We start from the raw sequence: 16,138 nt of genomic DNA on the forward strand, positions 1-16,138 counted from the left end.
GTCGGTGTAGGCCGAGCGTCCGCGAGAAGGTAGCGTGCGTAGCGCGCCGTGGCGATTGTTCTCGGCCGCGCGCCTCCCGGCCATCCCGCAGAATGGATGACAGCAGGCGCGCCCGAGCGCGATCGGGCGCGGACGTCGACGCGGCGCTCCCCCAGTGCCTCAGGCCTGGGAGGTACCCCCAGCCGCTCCGTCCGCACCCGCCGCCTCGAGGGGCGCACCGAGAGACGGCGTAGGAGAGAAGCGATACCTGTGAGCGCAGCGACCACGCGAAGCCGCACCCCCGACCGCCTGTGCGCCGAGGCCGTCGACCTCGCCCGCGCCGCAGCCGAGGAGGCAGCCGCCCCCGGCGTGGTCGGTGAGCATGCGGGCGTCGTCTCGGAGGGCGACCGTGTGGTCACCCACTATTTCGCATGCAAGGAGCTGGGCTACCGGGGCTGGCGCTGGGCGGCGACGGTGGCGCGGGCGTCCCGCGCCAAGATCGTCACTCTGGACGAGGTGGTGCTCCTCCCCGGCCCCGACGCGGTCCTGGCGCCCGAGTGGGTCCCGTGGAGCGAGCGGCTGCGCCCCGGCGACATGGGGCCCGGCGACCTGCTGCCCACGGACGCGGAGGATCTGCGCCTGGAGCCGGGCTACAGCGGGGAGGACGAGCCGCTGCCGAACTCGCCCGTCTCCGAGGAGATGGCGCAGCTGGCCGAGGCGGAGGACGCGGACGTGACGCCGGCCGCGCCGGCGAAGCTGCCGACGATCCCGGTCCGGGGCACGATCGCCGCCGTGGCCGAGGAGCTGGGGCTGCGCCGGGCCAGGGTGCTGTCCCGCTACGGTCTGCACACCGCCGCCGACCGCTGGGAGGAGGGCTTCGGCCCGAAGACGCCCATGGCCCAGGCGGCCCCCGCGTCCTGTGTGAGCTGCGGTTTCCTCGCCCGCATCGGCGGCTCGCTGGGGCAGGCCTTCGGTGTCTGCGCCAACGAGTTCTCCCCGGCCGACGGCCGGGTGGTCTCGCTGGCGTACGGCTGCGGCGGCCACTCGGAGGCGGCGGTGATGCCCACGCCGCCCCGGCCCGCCCCGCCGGTGGTCGACGAGACCCGGGTCGATCCGTTCCCGCTGCGTCCGGCCGCCGACTCGGGCTCGGTCCCGACCACGGCCGACGAGGACGCGGCGGAGCTCGGCCACTCGTAGCGCCTCGTCCTTCCCCGGCGGCCGGGCCGGGCCGGAGCGGGGGACGCGGTCGCTTCCGCGGGCGGTACCTTCGTCCTCACGCCGAGGAGAAGAGTGAACGTGAGCAAGTTCGTGCGGCCGGCGCCCGAGGGCGCGGATCCGTTCGGCACGGCACGCCTGCGCCGTGGAGTGCTGGACGCCTGGGCCACCAGTCCCGCCCGCTTCCGGGAGGACGCCAACGCCGAGGAGGATCTCGTCCTCGGCGGGTACCGGGACCGGCTCGTCGTCGAGCTGGCGCAGAACGCCGCCGACGCCGCGGCCCGGGGCGGGGTGCCGGGGCGGCTGCGCCTCACCCTGCGGGACGGCGTTCTCGTCGCGGCCAACACCGGCGCGCCTCTCGACGCCGCCGGTGTGGAGTCCCTCGCCACGCTGCGGGCCTCCGCCAAGCGGGAGGAGCGGCAGGCGGCCGTGGCCGTCGGGCGGTTCGGCGTCGGCTTCGCCGCCGTCCTCGCGGTCACCGACGAGCCGGCCGTGGTCGGCCGGCACGGCGGTGTCCGCTGGGACCTGGCGGAGGCCCGGTCGCTCGCCTCCGAGACCGCCCGGCACAGTCCCGGCCTCGGTGACGAGGTGCGGCGGCGCGACGGACACGTGCCCCTGCTGCGGCTGCCCTTCGCGGCCCAGGGCACGGCCCCCGACCCGTACGACACTGCCGTCATCCTTCCGCTGCGCGACGCCGCGGCGGCCGACCTCGCCGAGCGTCTGCTCACCGTGGTCGACGACGCCCTCCTGCTGGCCCTGCCGGGGCTGGAGGAGGTCGTCGTCGAGATCGGGGACGGCGCCGCGCGCACCCTGAGCCGTTCCACCGACGGCGACCTCACCGTCGTCACCGACACCGAGCGGGGCGTCACCCGGTGGCGGACCGCCGCCGCGCACGGCCCTCTCGGTCCCGAACTGCTCGCCGACCGGCCGGTGGAGGAGCGACTGCGGCCCCACTGGTCGGTCACCTGGGCGGTGCCCGTCGACGACGAGGGCGCGCCCGTCGCGCCCCGCACCACGCCGGTCGTCCACGCGCCCACTCCCAGCGACGAGCCGCTGGGGCTGCCCGCCCTGCTCATCGCGTCCTTCCCGCTCGACACCACGCGCCGTCACGCGGCCCCCGGTCCGCTGACCGACCATCTGGTGCGGCGGGCGGCCGAGGCGTACGCCGAACTCCTCGCCGGCTGGCGGCCGGTGGGGCCGGGGATCATCGGCCTCGTGCCCGGTCCGCTGGGCAAGGGGGCGCTGGACGGGGCGTTGCGCCAGGCCGTCCTGGATCTGCTGCCGCGCACCGCGTTCCTGCCGCCTGCCGTCGCGCCCGTGCCCGAGGAGGGCACGGACGAGGGCGAGGACGCGGTCGGGCTGCCCGAGGCCCTGCGCCCCCGGGACGCCGAGGTCGTCGAGGGCGCCGGCGCCGACACCGTGCGGGTGCTTGCGGAGGTCCTGCCGACGCTGCTGCCCGCCGGTCTCGAGCGGCGTGTCGAGCTGCGCACGCTCGGCGTCGCGCGGATCCCGCTCGCGGACGTCATCGACCGGCTGGCCGGCCTGGACAGGGAGCCGGGCTGGTGGCGCCGGCTCTACGACAGCCTGGCCGGGGTCGACCCCGACCGGCTCACCGGGCTGCCCGTGCCGCTGGCCGGAGGCGCCTCGGAGGCCTTCGGCGGCGGGGGACGACGCACCGCCATCGGCCCGCGCCAGGTGCTGCTGCCCACCCCGGACTCGGCCGGCCTCGACGCGGACGTCCTCGGCCGGCTCGGTCTCAAGGTCGCCCACGAGGACGCCGTGCACCCGCTGCTGGAGAAGCTGGGCGCGCTGCCCGCCACCCCGCGGGCCGTCCTGACCACCCCGCAGGTGCGGGCCGCCGTCGCAGCGTCCCTGGACGACGACGGCGGCGCCTGGGACGACCAGGGCGCCCCGGACGCGGAGGAGCTCGCCGACGCCGTCCTCGCGCTCGTCCGCGACGCGGGTCTGGAGCCCGGCGACGAGCCGTGGCTCGGCGCGCTCGCCCTGCCCGACGACGAGGGCGAACTGGCGCCCGCCGGTGAGCTCGTGCTGCCCGGCAGCGCGTTCGCCTCCGTCATCCGGGAAGGCGAAGTCGCCTTCGTCGACGCGGAGTTGGCAGAGAAATGGGGCGAGCAGCCGCTCGCGGCCTGTGGCGTCCTCGCCGACTTCGCGCTCGTCCGCGCCACCGACGTCGTCCTGGACCCGGACGAACTGGAGCCCCGGGACGGGGACTTCGCCGAGCCGGACGACGCGGGGCTGCTGGACGCCGTCGACGTGTGGTGCGAGGACGTCCTCGACCGCTTCCCCGACAGCCCGGTGCCGCCGGTCGCCACCGAACTGGTCGCCGTGCGTGATCTCGACCTGGTCGACGAGGACCGCTGGCCGCAGGCCCTCGCCCTGCTCGCGCAGCCGCCGCTGCGGGACGCCCTCGTCCAGCCGCTCCGCGTCCTGCTGCCCGACGGCACCCACGAGACGGTACGGCCGTACACGGCCTGGTGGCTGCGCGGGAACCCGGTTCTCGACGGCCGCCGACCGGCCGGACTCCTGGCCTTCGGCGGCGACCCGCTGCTGCGCGGCCTGTACGACGAGGCCGACGCCACGGGCTTCGACGACGAGCAGGTGCTGCGGGCGCTGGGGGTGCGCACCTCGGTGGCCGCCCTCCTCGACGAGCCCGGCGGCGCCGCCGAGCTCCTGGACCGTCTCTCCGATCCCGAGCGTTCCGTCACCTCCGCGCAACTGCACGGTCTGTACGGGGCGTTGGCGGAGCTGGATCCGGAGCAGGTCACGCTGCCGGACGAGCTGAGGGCCGTCGTGGACGGCCGGGTCGAGGTGGTGGACGCGGCCGACGCCGTGGTCGTCGACTCACCCGATCTGCTCCCCTTCACGGGAGGCGTCCCGTTGCTGCCCGTGCGGCCGTCGCTGGCGGCCGAACTGGCCGAGCTGTTCCAGGTGCGGCGGCTGAGCGAGTCCGTCACGGGCGAGGTCGACTCCGAGGGCGTCGAGCACGACGTGCCGGAGCCGGTGCGCGTGCTCCTCGGCCCCCGCACGCCCGCCGCCTACGTCGAGCACGAGGAACTGGTCGTCGACGGCGTCGAGATCGACTGGCGGCTGACGGACGGCGGCGTCCTGCACGCCGCCACCCTGGAGGGCGTCGCCGCCGGCCTCGCCTGGGCGGCCGGCCAGTGGCCGCGCCGGTTCGAGGTCGCGGCCCTGCTGGAGGACCCGACCCGCACTCAGGAACTGGCCCGCGACCGCTGGTTCGACTGACGCCCGCACGGACACGACGAGCGCTCCCGCGGACACCTGCGGGGGCGCTCGCATTTTCTTCGCGATTTCTCCATCGAACGTGCAACCGTCGGACGGGGGTGCGAGTCTTCTCGGGGGAGCGATGTTTCTCGACTGGGGGAAAACACATGCGCGTTCGTGCCACCGCGGCGGTCTCCTCCGGCGCGAGCCGGGACGAGCGGCGGCTGTACAACCATTCCCCGGTTTCAGGCATCTGATCAAGCGAGCCGAGTAGGCTCGCCGACCGATTCGGGCTCACCGGAGGCACCTGTCCGCAGAGCCCCTCGATCCCCTTGGGACATACATGCGCATACGTGCCACCGTGGTCGCCGTCACCGGCGCCGTGGCCCTCTCCGCCTTCGTCGTGCCGGCCGCACAGGCCGCCGGCAGCGGCGCGCACCATTCGTTCGACACGCTGAAGGCCCTGCGCGCGGCCGCCTCCGGCAGGACCGCGTTCACCGGCGCGTCGCCCGCCGACTCGGGTACCCCGTACGCCCTGGACGCCAAGTTCACCGGCGTCAGCGTCAACAACGGCAAGCCGATCGTGGCGGGAACGACCGGCAGGGTCAGCGTGCCCGTCACGTTCAAGGTGACGCACGGCGCGGGCGTCGACGTCACCGCGGGCGACACCGAGCTGGACGTGTTCATCTACCGCGGCCCGTACGACGAGCCGGCCAACCTCCTCCTCGGTGACGACCGCCCGACCTGCTCCAACACCTCGGCCACGGTCGCCACGTGCAAGAGCACGATCGACATCCTCCCGGGCGAGGAGCTGGAGAACGCCGACGCCACCGGCTGGAAAGCGGTCGGCTTCATCGTCGACTGGAACGACGTCGACCCCTTCGCGGACGACATCGACTTCAGCAAGGTCGGCTACACCGAGAGCACGGGCCTGACCACCGCCAAGCTCCAGCGCCTCTCCAAGCTGACCGTCAACGCCGCGCCGGAGCCGGTGAAGAAGGGCAAGACCCTCACCGTCACCGGCAAGCTGTCCCGCGCCAACTGGGACACCGGCGCCTACGCGGGCTACTCCACCCAGCCCGTGAAGCTGCAGTTCCGCAAGAAGAACAGCAGCACCTACACCACCGTGAAGACCGTCAAGACCAGCACCACCGGCAGCCTGAAGACCACGGTCAAGGCGTCTGTGGACGGCTACTTCCGCTACGTCTTCGCGGGCACCTCGACGACCCCGGCGGCCACCGCCGCGGGTGACTTCGTCGACGTGAAGTGACACCGGGCGTGTGACGGCGGCCGGTTCCGGTTCCCCGGGGCCGGCCGCCCCTCCGCGCTCCCGTCCCTCACGCTCCCGCTTCACCTTCGCACAGCTCACTCCGCCATCTGGAGAAACACCCATGCGCGTACGCGCCCTCGTGGTCGCCGCTTCCGGCGCCCTCGCCCTGTCCGCCCTCGCCGTCCCGGCCGCGCAGGCCGCTCCGGCCGGCCCCGCCGTCACCTTCTCCCAGGTGAAGGTCAACGGCGGCAAGAACATCGTCGTCGGCCCGACCACGAAGGTCACGGTCGCGGCCAGCTACACCGTCACCAAGCCGGCCGGCCTGAACGCGAACTCCTTCGTCACCTTCCCGGTCCTCTACCGGGGCGGCACGCTCACCGCGTCCACCCCCGACAAGGACGTCTGGGGCGGCGACGAGCCCGGCACCTGCACGGCGTCCTCCGCCACCGTCCTGAAGTGCACGGCCAAGATCCAGTTCCGCCCCCTGGGGAACACCGACTTCGGCGACCTGAGCAACGCCCTCGCGGGCGCGTGGAAGATCGGCGCCGCCGCCGTCAACGACAGCGGCCTCACCACGGGCAGCAACCTCGGCAGCGCGAAGCTGCAGCGCGCGGCCACCCTCACCACCGACGCCGCGCCGGAGCCGGTGAAGAAGGGCAAGACCCTCACCGTCACCGGCAAGCTGGCCCGCGCGAACTGGGACACCGGCAAGTGGGCCGGCTACTCCGCCCAGGCCGTGAAGCTGCAGTTCCGCAAGAAGGGCAGCAGCACCTACACCACGCTGAAGACCGTCAAGACGAGCTCCACCGGCACCCTCAAGACCACGGTCAAGGCGTCCGCGGACGGCTACTACCGCTACGTCTTCGCGGGCACCACCACGACCCCGGCGGTCGCCGCCGCGGGCGACTTCGTCGACGTGAAGTGACCCCGCGTACGTGAAGTGACCGCACGCATGTGACGACGGCCGGACCGGGAATGCCCGGTCCGGCCGTTTCGTGTCTCCCCCTCGGTGCGCCGCCGCCGGCCGGCCGAGAACTACTGCCGTACGACGCTGGGCCTGCTGTCGGTCGCCGTGGCGCCGGTCTGGAAGCCGACGGTGTACAGCAGGGCGAAGCAGCTGAGCGCGGCGATCACCGCCGGCACCTTACGGCGTCCCGAGAGCAGCCAGACGACCAGAGTCACCAGCGCGATCGTTCCCCAGAACAACATGGCGGTACATCCACCTCCAGTGGGCCGTGGTCAGAACCCGTAGCTGTACTTGTAGCTTCCGTTCCCGTGCTCATACAAATGCACCCACGGGAACTTCTGGAAACTGCCGATCTCGACGTGCGTGGGATCGAATTTGAAGGTGCCCTTGCGCCAGGTCTGCAGACCGCCGCTCGCATTGCCGGACCACTTGTAGCGCGAGGGGCCCTTGGTCCCCGTGAGGTCCTGGCCCTCCCACGACCAGCCGAGCGCCTGAGCCCAGTTGTAGATCTTGTGGTTGACGAAGGGCTCTCGGTCGAAAGAGTAGATTCCCTTGGTCGTCTTGTTGTAGCAGTACTGCTCGCCGACCTGGTAATACCAGAGCGTCGCACCGGTGACGTTCTTCGCCTTGACGGTGATCGTGGGGCCGTTGCCCGAATAGCAGAACTTCTGTGCCGCGACCATCGGCTCCTTCTCGAGAGCCTCAGCCGGATCCTGAGCGGCGAGACTCTGCACGAGTTCCGCCCACGTGGGCTTGTTGAGGTCCGTGGCGGCCGCGTCCAGTTCCTTTCCCCCCTCGACGTCACCGCCCTCCACGATCACCGTCTCGACCGCGTAGTTCACCCAGTCGCCGGACCTCAGCAGAGACGAGATCTGACTGTCCGGCACCTTGTCGGACTGGGCCGCAGTCTGGAATGTCATCGACTCCTTGGTGACGGCGGAGGCGAGCGGAAACGGCGTGTGGGAGGAGAGCGCGGCCTGATAGGCCGCGGTGCTGCCGATGTCGTCCGCCGCGGAGGCCGTGCCGGTCATGCAGGCTGCCATCGTGATCGCGACGGATATTCCGGCGGCTATGCGTGCTCTCTTACGCATGGTGAAGTTCCCCCTCGTTACATGCACTTGCGCAAGGTGTTGATCACCTTGTTGGTCGTGGAGAACCTATGGCGACCACGAGTGGCAAGTGAAGGAAGTTGAGGAACATATGAGCTTGATCAAAGTAAAGAATGGGGCAAGTGACCGAGAGCCGGATGGAGTTGACGGAAGTCACCGTTCACCGGACTCCGGACGGCCTGCGGCGAGCCGTGCTTTTCCTCACGCCGGGGAACGGCGGTCGACCCGCTTCCAGCACACCTCGAGGGCCGCCGACGCGGCCGCCGCCACGCCCACCGCGATCCACGGCATCGTCGGCCCGACCAGCTTCAGCGCGAAGAAGTCCTGCAGCCAGGGGACGACCAGCACGAGCAGGAACGCCGCGCCCATCGAGGCCACCAGCAGCACCCGCCACCAGGTGTACGGCCGGGCGATGATCGCCAGCACCCACATCGAGACCAGGAACAGGGTGAGGGTCGCCGCGCTCGTCTCGGCCTCCAAGGAGCCCGCGCCCGTGTAGTGGTGACGGGCGATCAGGTACGTCACGAACGTGGCCGCCCCGGCGATCACACCGCCCGGGACCGAGTACCGCATCACCCGCCGGACGAAGTGCGGGCGGGCCCGCTCACGGTTGGGGGCGAGCGCGAGGAAGAAGGCCGGAATGCCGATGGTGAGGGTGGACAACAGGGTCAGGTGCCGTGGCAGGAACGGGTACTCGACCTGCCAGCACACCACCAGCAGGGCCAGCAGCACCGAGTAGACCGTCTTCACCAGGAACAGCGTCGCCACCCGGGTGATGTTGCCGATGACCCGGCGGCCCTCCGCCACCACCGAAGGCAGGGTCGCGAAGCTGTTGTCCAGCAGCACGATCTGCGCGACCGCGCGGGTGGCCTCGGAGCCCGACCCCATCGCCACGCCGATGTCCGCGTCCTTCAGCGCGAGGACGTCGTTGACGCCGTCCCCGGTCATCGCGACGGTGTGCCCGCGGGACTGCAGCGCGCCGACCATGTCCCGTTTCTGCTGCGGGGTGACCCGGCCGAACACCGTGCCCTCCTCCAGGGCCCGCGCCATGCCGGGCGGATCGGACGGCAGCCGCCGGGCGTCCACCGCGACGCCGTCCAGCCCGAGCTTCGACGCCACCGCTCCCACCGACACCGCGTTGTCACCGGAGACGATCTTGGCGCGGACGTCCTGCTCGGCGAAGTAGCGCAGCGTGTCGGCGGCGTCCGGCCGCAGCCGCTGTTCGAGCACCACCAGGGCGGCGGCCCGGGCCCCGCGTGCGGGCTCGGGATCGTCGAGGTCGCGGGCGGCACGGGCCAGCAGCAGCACGCGCAGCCCCTGCTCGTTCAGCCGCTCGGTCTCGGCGAGGGCCGGATCGCTGTCGGTCAGCAGCACGTCGGGCGCCCCCAGCAGCCAGGTGCTGCTCTCCCCGTCGCCCTCGTTGAAGCTGGCGCCGCTGTACTTGCGGGCGGAGGAAAAGGGCAGGGACTCGGTGCAGCGCCACTCCTCGGCGTCCGGGTAGGCGTCGATGATCGCCTTCAGGGAGGCGTTCGGCCGCGGGTCGGACTCCCCGAGGGCCCCGAGGACCCGCCGTACGTACGCCTCGTCACCGCCGTCGAGGGTGCGCAGTTCGGTGACGTCCATGCCGCCCTCGGTGAGAGTCCCGGTCTTGTCCAGGCAGACGGTGTCGACGCGGGCGAGGCCCTCGATCGCGGGGAGCTCCTGCACCAGGCACTGCTTGCGGCCGAGCCTGATGACGCCGATCGCGAAGGCGACCGAGGTGAGCAGCACGAGGCCTTCCGGGACCATCGGGACAATGCCGCCGACGGTGCGGGCGACGGACTCCTTGAGGTCGTGGTTCTTGACGACCAGCTGGGTGACGACCAGGCCGATCGCGGCCGGCACCATCATCCAGGTCACGTACTTGAGGATCGTGGAGATGCCGGTGCGCAGTTCGGAGTGGACGAGCGTGAAACGTGACGCCTCCTCGGCGAGCTGGGCGGCGTAGGCCTCCCGGCCGACCTTGGTGGCCCGGAAGGCGCCGACGCCGGCCACCACGAAGCTGCCCGACATGACCGCGTCGCCGGGCCGCTTGACGACGGGGTCGGCCTCGCCGGTGAGCAGCGACTCGTCGATCTCCAGGCCGTCCGCCTCGACGCACACCCCGTCCACGGCCGCCTTGTCGCCGGGGCCGATCTCGATGACGTCGTCCAGGACGAGGTCGGAGGTGGAGACCTCGACGGCCGTGCCGCCACGTCGGACGGTGGGACGCGCCTCGCCGACGACGGCGAGGGAGTCCAGGGTCTGCTTGGCCCGCCACTCCTGGATGATGCCGATGCCGGTGTTGGCGAGGATCACGAACCCGAACAGGCCGTCCTGGATGGGCGCGACGGCGAGCATGACCAGCCACAGGACGCCGATGATCGCGTTGAACCGGGTGAAGACGTTCGCCCGGACGATCTCGCCGGCGGAGCGGCTGCTGCGGACCGGCACGTCGTTGACCTGACCGCGGGCGACGCGGTCCGCGACCTCCGCTGCGGTCAGGCCGGTAGCCGTCGGCGCTGAGGCGGGGGCGTCGGTGTGGGCCATGGAACCGACGGTACGTGCGGATTTGGGGCTTCACCCCCCGAGGACGCCGAAGATCCGACCTGGGGAGGACAGGAGTAGTGCCGTGGTTGCAGCGCCACCCCGACGCGTCCCCGACCGGAGAGCGAGCCCGCCCCGGGCAGACCTGCGAGCCCGCCCCGGGCAAGCCTGCGAGCCCGCCCCGGGCAGATGTGCGAGCCCGCCCTGGGCGGAAGCGCGAGCCGGCGGGGCGGAAGTGGCGGCCTGCCCCGGCCGAAGGGTGCGCCCGCGGGCCGAGGCTCCGCGCGCCCCCGGCGTCACACGGCGGAGGCGTCCGCCTGCTTCGCCGCCGCGGCCCGTTTGATCGCCGCGTCCCGCCTGCGCACGTACCAGATGCCGATGAGCCCCAGGCCGGCGCCGGCCAGGCAGGTCCACACCCACCACAGGCGGTCGTGGTCCTCGAACCAGCCGTAGAAGGGGAGCTGGACGAGGAAGAGGACGAACCAGAGGATCGTGCCGCCGGTGATGGTGGCGACCACGGGGCCCTCCAGGGGCTCCGGCGCCTCGTGCTTGGGGGTCCACTTCGCCATGGGGACAGCTTACGAGGCCATCACATCTACGCGCGGAGATGGCCGACCCGGACCTCATATGTTCATACTGAAACCGTTTACCCCTGACCACTTCTCTTCGTAGGAAACACCGAAACGATGCCCACGCCGGCCCCCGCCAAGGTCCCCGCCCCTGAACAGCCGGGAGCCAGGTCCGCCCACGGCGCTCTCGACCGCCACTTCCGGATCTCCGAGCGGGGCAGCACCCTGTCCCGGGAGATCCGGGGCGGCTTCGCCACCTTCTTCGCGATGGCGTACATCATCGTGCTGAACCCGATCATCCTCAGCAGCGCCAAGGACATGTACGGGCACCAGCTCGACAACGGTCAGCTGGTCACCGCCACCTGTGTGACGGCCGCCTTCACCACGCTCCTCATGGGTGTGATCGGCAACGTGCCCATCGCGCTGGCCGCGGGCCTCGGCGTGAACTCCGTGGTCGCGCTCCAGCTCGCGCCCCGGATGTCCTGGCCGGACGCCATGGGCATGGTCGTGCTCGCCGGGTTCGTGGTCATGCTCCTGGTCGCCACCGGGCTGCGCGAGCGCGTCATGAACGCGGTGCCTTTCGGCCTGCGCAAGGCCATCAGCATCGGCATCGGCCTGTTCATCATGCTGATCGGGCTCGTCGACTCCGGCTTCGTCAGCCGCATCCCGGACGCCGCCCACACCACCGTCCCGCTCCAGCTCGGCGCCGACGGTCACCTGAACGGCTGGCCGGTCCTCGTCTTCATCCTGGGCGCGCTGCTCACACTGGCCCTGATCACCCGCAAGGTGCCCGGCGCGATCCTCATCTCGATCGTCGCGATGACCGTCCTCGCGCTGGTCCTCAACGCGGTGGCGACCATCCCCTCCTGGGGCCTCACCACCCCCGAGTGGCCCGGCAACCCCGTCGCCACCCCCGACTTCGGGCTGATCGGCGAGGTCAGCCTGTTCGGCGGCTTCGACAAGGTCGGCGTTCTGACCGGCGTCCTCTTCGTCTTCACGGTCCTGCTGTCGTGCTTCTTCGACGCGATGGGCACGATCATGGGCGTCAGCGACGAGGCCAAGCTGACCAACGCCCAGGGCGAGATGCCCGGCATCAACAAGGTCCTCTTCGTCGACGGCCTCGCGGTCGCCGCCGGCGGCGCCAGCTCCTCCTCCGCCACCACCGCGTTCGTCGAGTCCACGGCCGGCGTCGGCGAAGGCGCCCGCACCGGCTTCGCGAACCTGGTCACCGGCTCCCTCTTCGCGGTGGCGCTGTTCCTGACCCCCGTCGCCACGATGGTGCCGTCCCAGGCCGCCACGCCGGCGCTGCTCGCGGTGGGCTACCTGATCCTGGCCGGGTCGGTCAAGGAGATCGACTGGGCCGACCACACCATCGCCGTCCCGGCCTTCATCACCATGGTGATGATGCCGTTCACCTACTCGATCACCAACGGCATCGGCATGGGCTTCATCGCCTTCGTCGTGCTGCGGCTGGCGGCCGGGCGCGGCCGGGAGGTCCCGGCGCCCATGTACGTGGTGTCCGCCGTGTTCGTCTTCTACTACCTGATGCCGGCACTCGGCCTCACCTGAGCCGCGGGAGCGGTGGCCGGCCTCACCTGAGCCGCGGGAGCGGCGGGACGGCGGGGTCGGCGGCCGGGCTCAGGCGCGCCCGTAGAACTCTTCCGTCTCGTCGACCGCGGTCTGGAACCGCTCGTCGAAGTCATCGCGAACGAGCGTCCGGACGACATAGTCCTGGACGCTCATTCCCCTTTTCGCGGCATGCTGCCGGAGCCGCTCGAGCAGCTCCCCGTCTATCCGCAGGCTGAGCACACTGGTCCCCATGAGACGAGGGTCGCGGGCATGTACCGCACCTCGGCCTCTTTCCGCTGCCTACTCACTCCTTCGAGTGACGCCGGGGTTTCCGTGGCCAGGGTCACGGGAATCCCTCTGCGCGCCAGCTTGTTTAGCCAGGGTAATGAGTTACGCTAAAGAGATGCCTGACCTCACCCATGGCGACGACGCTGCCGCCGTGAACTCCCTCCGATCGGCCGTGATGCGGCTGTCCCGTCGACTCAAGCACCAGCGGGTCGACGAGTCGCTGAGCCCCACCGAGATGTCGGTGCTCGGCACCCTCTCCCTCTGCGGCAGCGCCACCCCCGGCGAACTCGCCCGCAAGGAGCACGTGCAGCCGCCCTCGATGACCCGCATCGTGGCGCTGCTGGAGGCCAAGGGCCTGGTCCGGCTGGAGCCGCACCCCGAGGACCGCCGCCAGAAGGTCGTCACCAAGACCGAGCAGGCCGAGGCCATGCTCGCGGAGAGCCGCGCCAAGCGGAACGCCTTCCTGGCCACCCTGGTCGACGGCCTCGACGAGGACGAGTGGGCGAAACTGCGCGCCGCCGCCCCCGTGCTGGAGAAGCTCGCACACCTGTAACCCCATGCCGAGGAGGCGACCCTTTTGAGTTCGGGACCCGGAGCAGACTCCGCCCCCGCACCGACCACCCACGAGACCCTTGCCGGGAAACCCGCCAAGTCATCCGCGTCGCCGTCGTCGTCCACGTCGCCCACGTCGTCCATGTTCAGCTCGCTGAAGGTCAGGAACTACCGCCTGTTCTTCCTGGGCCAGGTCGTCTCCAACATCGGCACCTGGATGCAGCGCATCGCCCAGGACTGGCTGGTGCTCAGCCTCACCGGCTCCGCCACCGCCGTCGGCGTCACGACGGCCCTGCAGTTCCTGCCGATGCTGCTCTTCGGACTCTACGGCGGCGTCCTCGTCGACCGGCTGCCCAAGCGCCGCACGCTGCTGTTCACCCAGTCCGCGATGGCCCTCACGGGAATCGCGCTCGCCGTTCTCAGCCTCTCCGGCCACGTCCAGGTCTGGCACGTCTACGTCGCCGCGTTCGCCGTCGGTCTCGCGACGGTCCTGGACAACCCCGCACGGCAGACCTTCGTCTCCGAGATGGTCGGCCCCGACCAGCTCCAGAACGCGGTCAGCCTCAACTCCGCCAACTTCCAGTCGGCCCGGCTGATCGGCCCCGCCGTGGCCGGCGTGATGATCACCGGCGTCGGCACCGGGTGGGCGTTCCTCTTCAACGGCCTGTCCTTCGTCGCGCCCCTCGCAGGTCTGCTGCTGATGCGCTCGCGCGACCTGCACGCCGTCGAACGCGCCCCGCGCGGCAAGGGTCAGCTGCGGGAGGGCCTCCAGTACGTCGCCGGCCGCCCCGACCTCATCTGGACGATCGTCCTGGTCGGGTTCGTCAGCACCTTCGGGTTCAACTTCCCCGTCTACCTCTCGGCCTTCGCCGACGACGTGTTCCACGCGGGCGCGGGCTCCTACAGCCTCTTCAACACGCTGATGGCGGTCGGTTCCCTCGCGGGCGCCCTGCTCGCGGCCCGGCGCGGCACGGCCCGGATGCGGGTGCTGGTCGCCGGGGCGGTCGCCTTCGGCGCCATGGAGATCGTGGCCGCCACGGCCCCCTCCCTGTGGCTGTTCGCCCTGCTCATGGCCCCGATCGGGATGTTCGGGATGACGGTCAACGTCACCGCGAACAGCAGCGTCCAGCTGGGCACCGACCCGGCCATGCGGGGCCGGGTGATGGCCCTCTACATGATGGTGTTCATGGGCGGCGCCCCGATCGGCGCGCCGATCGCCGGCTGGATCACCGACGCGTACGGCGTCCGGGCGGGCATGGCGGCGGGCGGCGCCGTCTCGGCCGCCGCGGCCGTCACCGTCGGCCTGGTCCTGGCCCGGATGGGCGACCTGCGCCTGTCGGTCCGCTGGCGCCACGGCCACCCGAGCGTGCGCTTCGTCCCGCGCGCGGAGCGGGAACTCGCCACGGTCGCCTGACGCGCGCCCCGTCAGCCGGAGGACGCGGGCGGCCCGTCAGCCGGAGGACGCGGGCGGCCCGTCAGCCTGTGGGCGCGGGCGGCCCGTCGTCCGATGGGCGCGGCTGCCCGTCCTCCGGTGAGGGCTGCGGCCCGTCGTCCATCGGCCGCTGGGCCCGTAGCCCACCGGCCGCCGGGCCCGTCACCCGGCGGGCGTGGCGGGCGGTCCCACTCTGCGGGCCAGCACCTGCCCGGGCCACTGATGCTCCCCGACCGTGTAGGCCTGCGTCGGGGTGAAGCCGTTGGCCTCGTAGTAGGCGACGAGCCTGCGGTCGTCGCCCGCGTAGCAGTCCACCCGCAGCAGTCCGACGCCCGCCCGCCGGGTCGCCTCGGCGGCGTGCTCGAGCAGCGCGCCGCCCACGCCGTGGCCCTTGAAGCGCCGGTCCGAGGTCAGCCAGTGGATGTACCGCTCGAGCTCCCCGGGCGGCGGGAGATGTGCGAGGTACGCGCCGGGCGCGTCGGTGAGCGTGAGGGCGGCGGCCGGCTCGCCGTCGGCCTCGGCGACGAACGCCCAGCCCTCCTCCAGGTAGCGGACGACTGACTCGACCGTCTTCGGGTTCTCCGACAGGGGCTTCGTCCCCCACTGGCCGGTCCGCCCCTGCGCGACGAGCCATGCCACGCTGCTGTCGAGCATGGCGAGCATCGCGGGAGCGTCGTCGGGTCCGCCTTCTCTGATGGTGATCCGCATGCCGTCCATATTGCCGGGCGCGTCGTCGGGTCCGCCGGGAAAATCGGGGGCATGAGACTCTTCGCCGCCGTGCTGCCCCCGGACGACATCGCCGACGAACTCGCCGCCGAGGTCGCCCGGTTGCGCACGCTGCCCGGTGCGGACGGGCTGCGCTGGACGGACCGGGCCGGCTGGCACTTCACCCTCGCCTTCTACGGAGAGGTCGACGACGCCCTCGTCCCGGAGCTGTCGGCACGGCTGCGGCGGGCCGCGCACCGCGGCGCGCCCTTCCCGCTGGCCGTGCGCGGCGGCGGCATGTTCGGGCACGGGCGGGCGCTGTGGGCGGGCGCGGCCGGGGACGTGCCCGCGCTGAGGCTGCTGGCCGACCGGGCGGAGGCCGCGGGGCGGAAGGCGGGCGTGGACATGGGCGGGCACCGCCGGTACACGGCGCACCTGACCCTGGCCCGTAGCCGGGACGCCGCGGACGTCGGGGCGTACGTCGAGGCGCTGGACGCTTTCGCGGGCCGGACCTGGACGGTGGGGGAGCTGGTGCTGGTGCGCAGCAACCTGCCGAGGTCCGGCGTCCCCGGGGAGCAGCCCCGCTACGAACCGGCCGGGCGGTGGCCGCTCGGCGGGGCCGGTTAGGCTCGACGCGTGGACCCGAAGACCCGGAACCGGATCATGGCCGGT

At 72.0% G+C, this 16,138-nt stretch carries 14 protein-coding genes; 8 read left to right on the plus strand and 6 right to left on the minus strand.

Annotated features, from left to right (window positions below; genetic code table 11):
* The first annotated feature begins 249 nt into the window (after positions 1 to 249).
* The 4 genes from ACN6LD_RS08175 (at position 250) to ACN6LD_RS08190 (ending at position 6,635) form a co-directional block, all read left to right on the plus strand.
* Positions 250 to 1,176: a DUF3027 domain-containing protein gene (locus ACN6LD_RS08175; protein WP_445042795.1), complete on the plus strand. Its 927-nt coding sequence runs from the start codon at positions 250 to 252 to the stop codon at positions 1,174 to 1,176.
* A gap of 99 nt (positions 1,177 to 1,275) precedes the next feature.
* Positions 1,276 to 4,461 carry a sacsin N-terminal ATP-binding-like domain-containing protein gene (locus ACN6LD_RS08180; RefSeq protein ID WP_445042796.1) on the plus strand — a complete coding sequence of 1,062 codons (3,186 nt, stop codon included), beginning with the start codon at positions 1,276 to 1,278 and terminating at the stop codon, positions 4,459 to 4,461.
* A 322-nt stretch (positions 4,462 to 4,783) separates the two neighbouring features.
* On the plus strand, positions 4,784 to 5,710 hold the full coding sequence (locus ACN6LD_RS08185) for a hypothetical protein (RefSeq protein ID WP_445042797.1): 927 nt from the start codon (positions 4,784 to 4,786) through the stop codon (positions 5,708 to 5,710).
* Between the two features lie 121 nt (positions 5,711 to 5,831).
* Positions 5,832 to 6,635 carry a hypothetical protein gene (locus tag ACN6LD_RS08190; RefSeq protein ID WP_319193044.1) on the plus strand — a complete coding sequence of 268 codons (804 nt, stop codon included), beginning with the start codon at positions 5,832 to 5,834 and terminating at the stop codon, positions 6,633 to 6,635.
* A gap of 110 nt (positions 6,636 to 6,745) precedes the next feature.
* Here ACN6LD_RS08190 and ACN6LD_RS08195 read toward each other — a convergent pair whose 3' ends face one another.
* The 4 genes from ACN6LD_RS08195 to ACN6LD_RS08210 all read right to left on the minus strand — a co-directional run bounded on the left by ACN6LD_RS08195 (position 6,746) and on the right by ACN6LD_RS08210 (position 10,920).
* Complete coding sequence (locus ACN6LD_RS08195; protein ID WP_319193042.1) at positions 6,746 to 6,919, minus strand: hypothetical protein; 174 nt, start codon at positions 6,917 to 6,919, stop codon at positions 6,746 to 6,748.
* A gap of 30 nt (positions 6,920 to 6,949) precedes the next feature.
* Positions 6,950 to 7,768, minus strand: coding sequence for a hypothetical protein (locus ACN6LD_RS08200; protein ID WP_319193040.1), 819 nt, complete (start codon positions 7,766 to 7,768; stop codon positions 6,950 to 6,952).
* 219 nt (positions 7,769 to 7,987) lie between these two features.
* The gene (locus ACN6LD_RS08205) at positions 7,988 to 10,354 is read right to left on the minus strand and encodes an HAD-IC family P-type ATPase (RefSeq protein WP_445042798.1); all 2,367 of its coding nucleotides are present in this window, start codon (positions 10,352 to 10,354) and stop codon (positions 7,988 to 7,990) included.
* A 293-nt stretch (positions 10,355 to 10,647) separates the two neighbouring features.
* The gene (locus tag ACN6LD_RS08210; RefSeq protein ID WP_319193036.1) at positions 10,648 to 10,920 is read right to left on the minus strand and encodes a DUF2530 domain-containing protein; all 273 of its coding nucleotides are present in this window, start codon (positions 10,918 to 10,920) and stop codon (positions 10,648 to 10,650) included.
* Between the two features lie 117 nt (positions 10,921 to 11,037).
* Here ACN6LD_RS08210 and ACN6LD_RS08215 point away from each other — a divergent pair, with 117 nt between their 5' ends.
* A complete protein-coding gene (locus ACN6LD_RS08215; RefSeq protein ID WP_319193035.1) occupies positions 11,038 to 12,489 on the plus strand; it encodes an NCS2 family permease in 1,452 nt (483 codons plus the stop codon).
* 69 nt (positions 12,490 to 12,558) lie between these two features.
* Here ACN6LD_RS08215 and ACN6LD_RS08220 read toward each other — a convergent pair whose 3' ends face one another.
* A complete protein-coding gene (locus ACN6LD_RS08220) occupies positions 12,559 to 12,741 on the minus strand; it encodes a ribbon-helix-helix protein, CopG family (protein WP_319193033.1) in 183 nt (60 codons plus the stop codon).
* Between the two features lie 151 nt (positions 12,742 to 12,892).
* On the opposite strand from ACN6LD_RS08220, the gene ACN6LD_RS08225 reads away from it, so the two are divergent.
* Positions 12,893 to 13,330: a MarR family winged helix-turn-helix transcriptional regulator gene (locus tag ACN6LD_RS08225; RefSeq protein ID WP_057579065.1), complete on the plus strand. Its 438-nt coding sequence runs from the start codon at positions 12,893 to 12,895 to the stop codon at positions 13,328 to 13,330.
* Between the two features lie 141 nt (positions 13,331 to 13,471).
* Complete coding sequence (locus ACN6LD_RS08230; protein WP_319193030.1) at positions 13,472 to 14,743, plus strand: MFS transporter; 1,272 nt, start codon at positions 13,472 to 13,474, stop codon at positions 14,741 to 14,743.
* A gap of 180 nt (positions 14,744 to 14,923) precedes the next feature.
* On the opposite strand, the gene ACN6LD_RS08235 is transcribed toward ACN6LD_RS08230, so the two are convergent.
* Positions 14,924 to 15,469 carry a GNAT family N-acetyltransferase gene (locus ACN6LD_RS08235; protein WP_445042799.1) on the minus strand — a complete coding sequence of 182 codons (546 nt, stop codon included), beginning with the start codon at positions 15,467 to 15,469 and terminating at the stop codon, positions 14,924 to 14,926.
* Between the two features lie 51 nt (positions 15,470 to 15,520).
* Here ACN6LD_RS08235 and thpR point away from each other — a divergent pair, with 51 nt between their 5' ends.
* Positions 15,521 to 16,093: an RNA 2',3'-cyclic phosphodiesterase gene (gene thpR / locus ACN6LD_RS08240; RefSeq protein WP_319193027.1), complete on the plus strand. Its 573-nt coding sequence runs from the start codon at positions 15,521 to 15,523 to the stop codon at positions 16,091 to 16,093.
* Positions 16,094 to 16,138 lie beyond the last annotated feature (45 nt).

Source organism: Streptomyces sp. SAS_272, assembly GCF_052543235.1.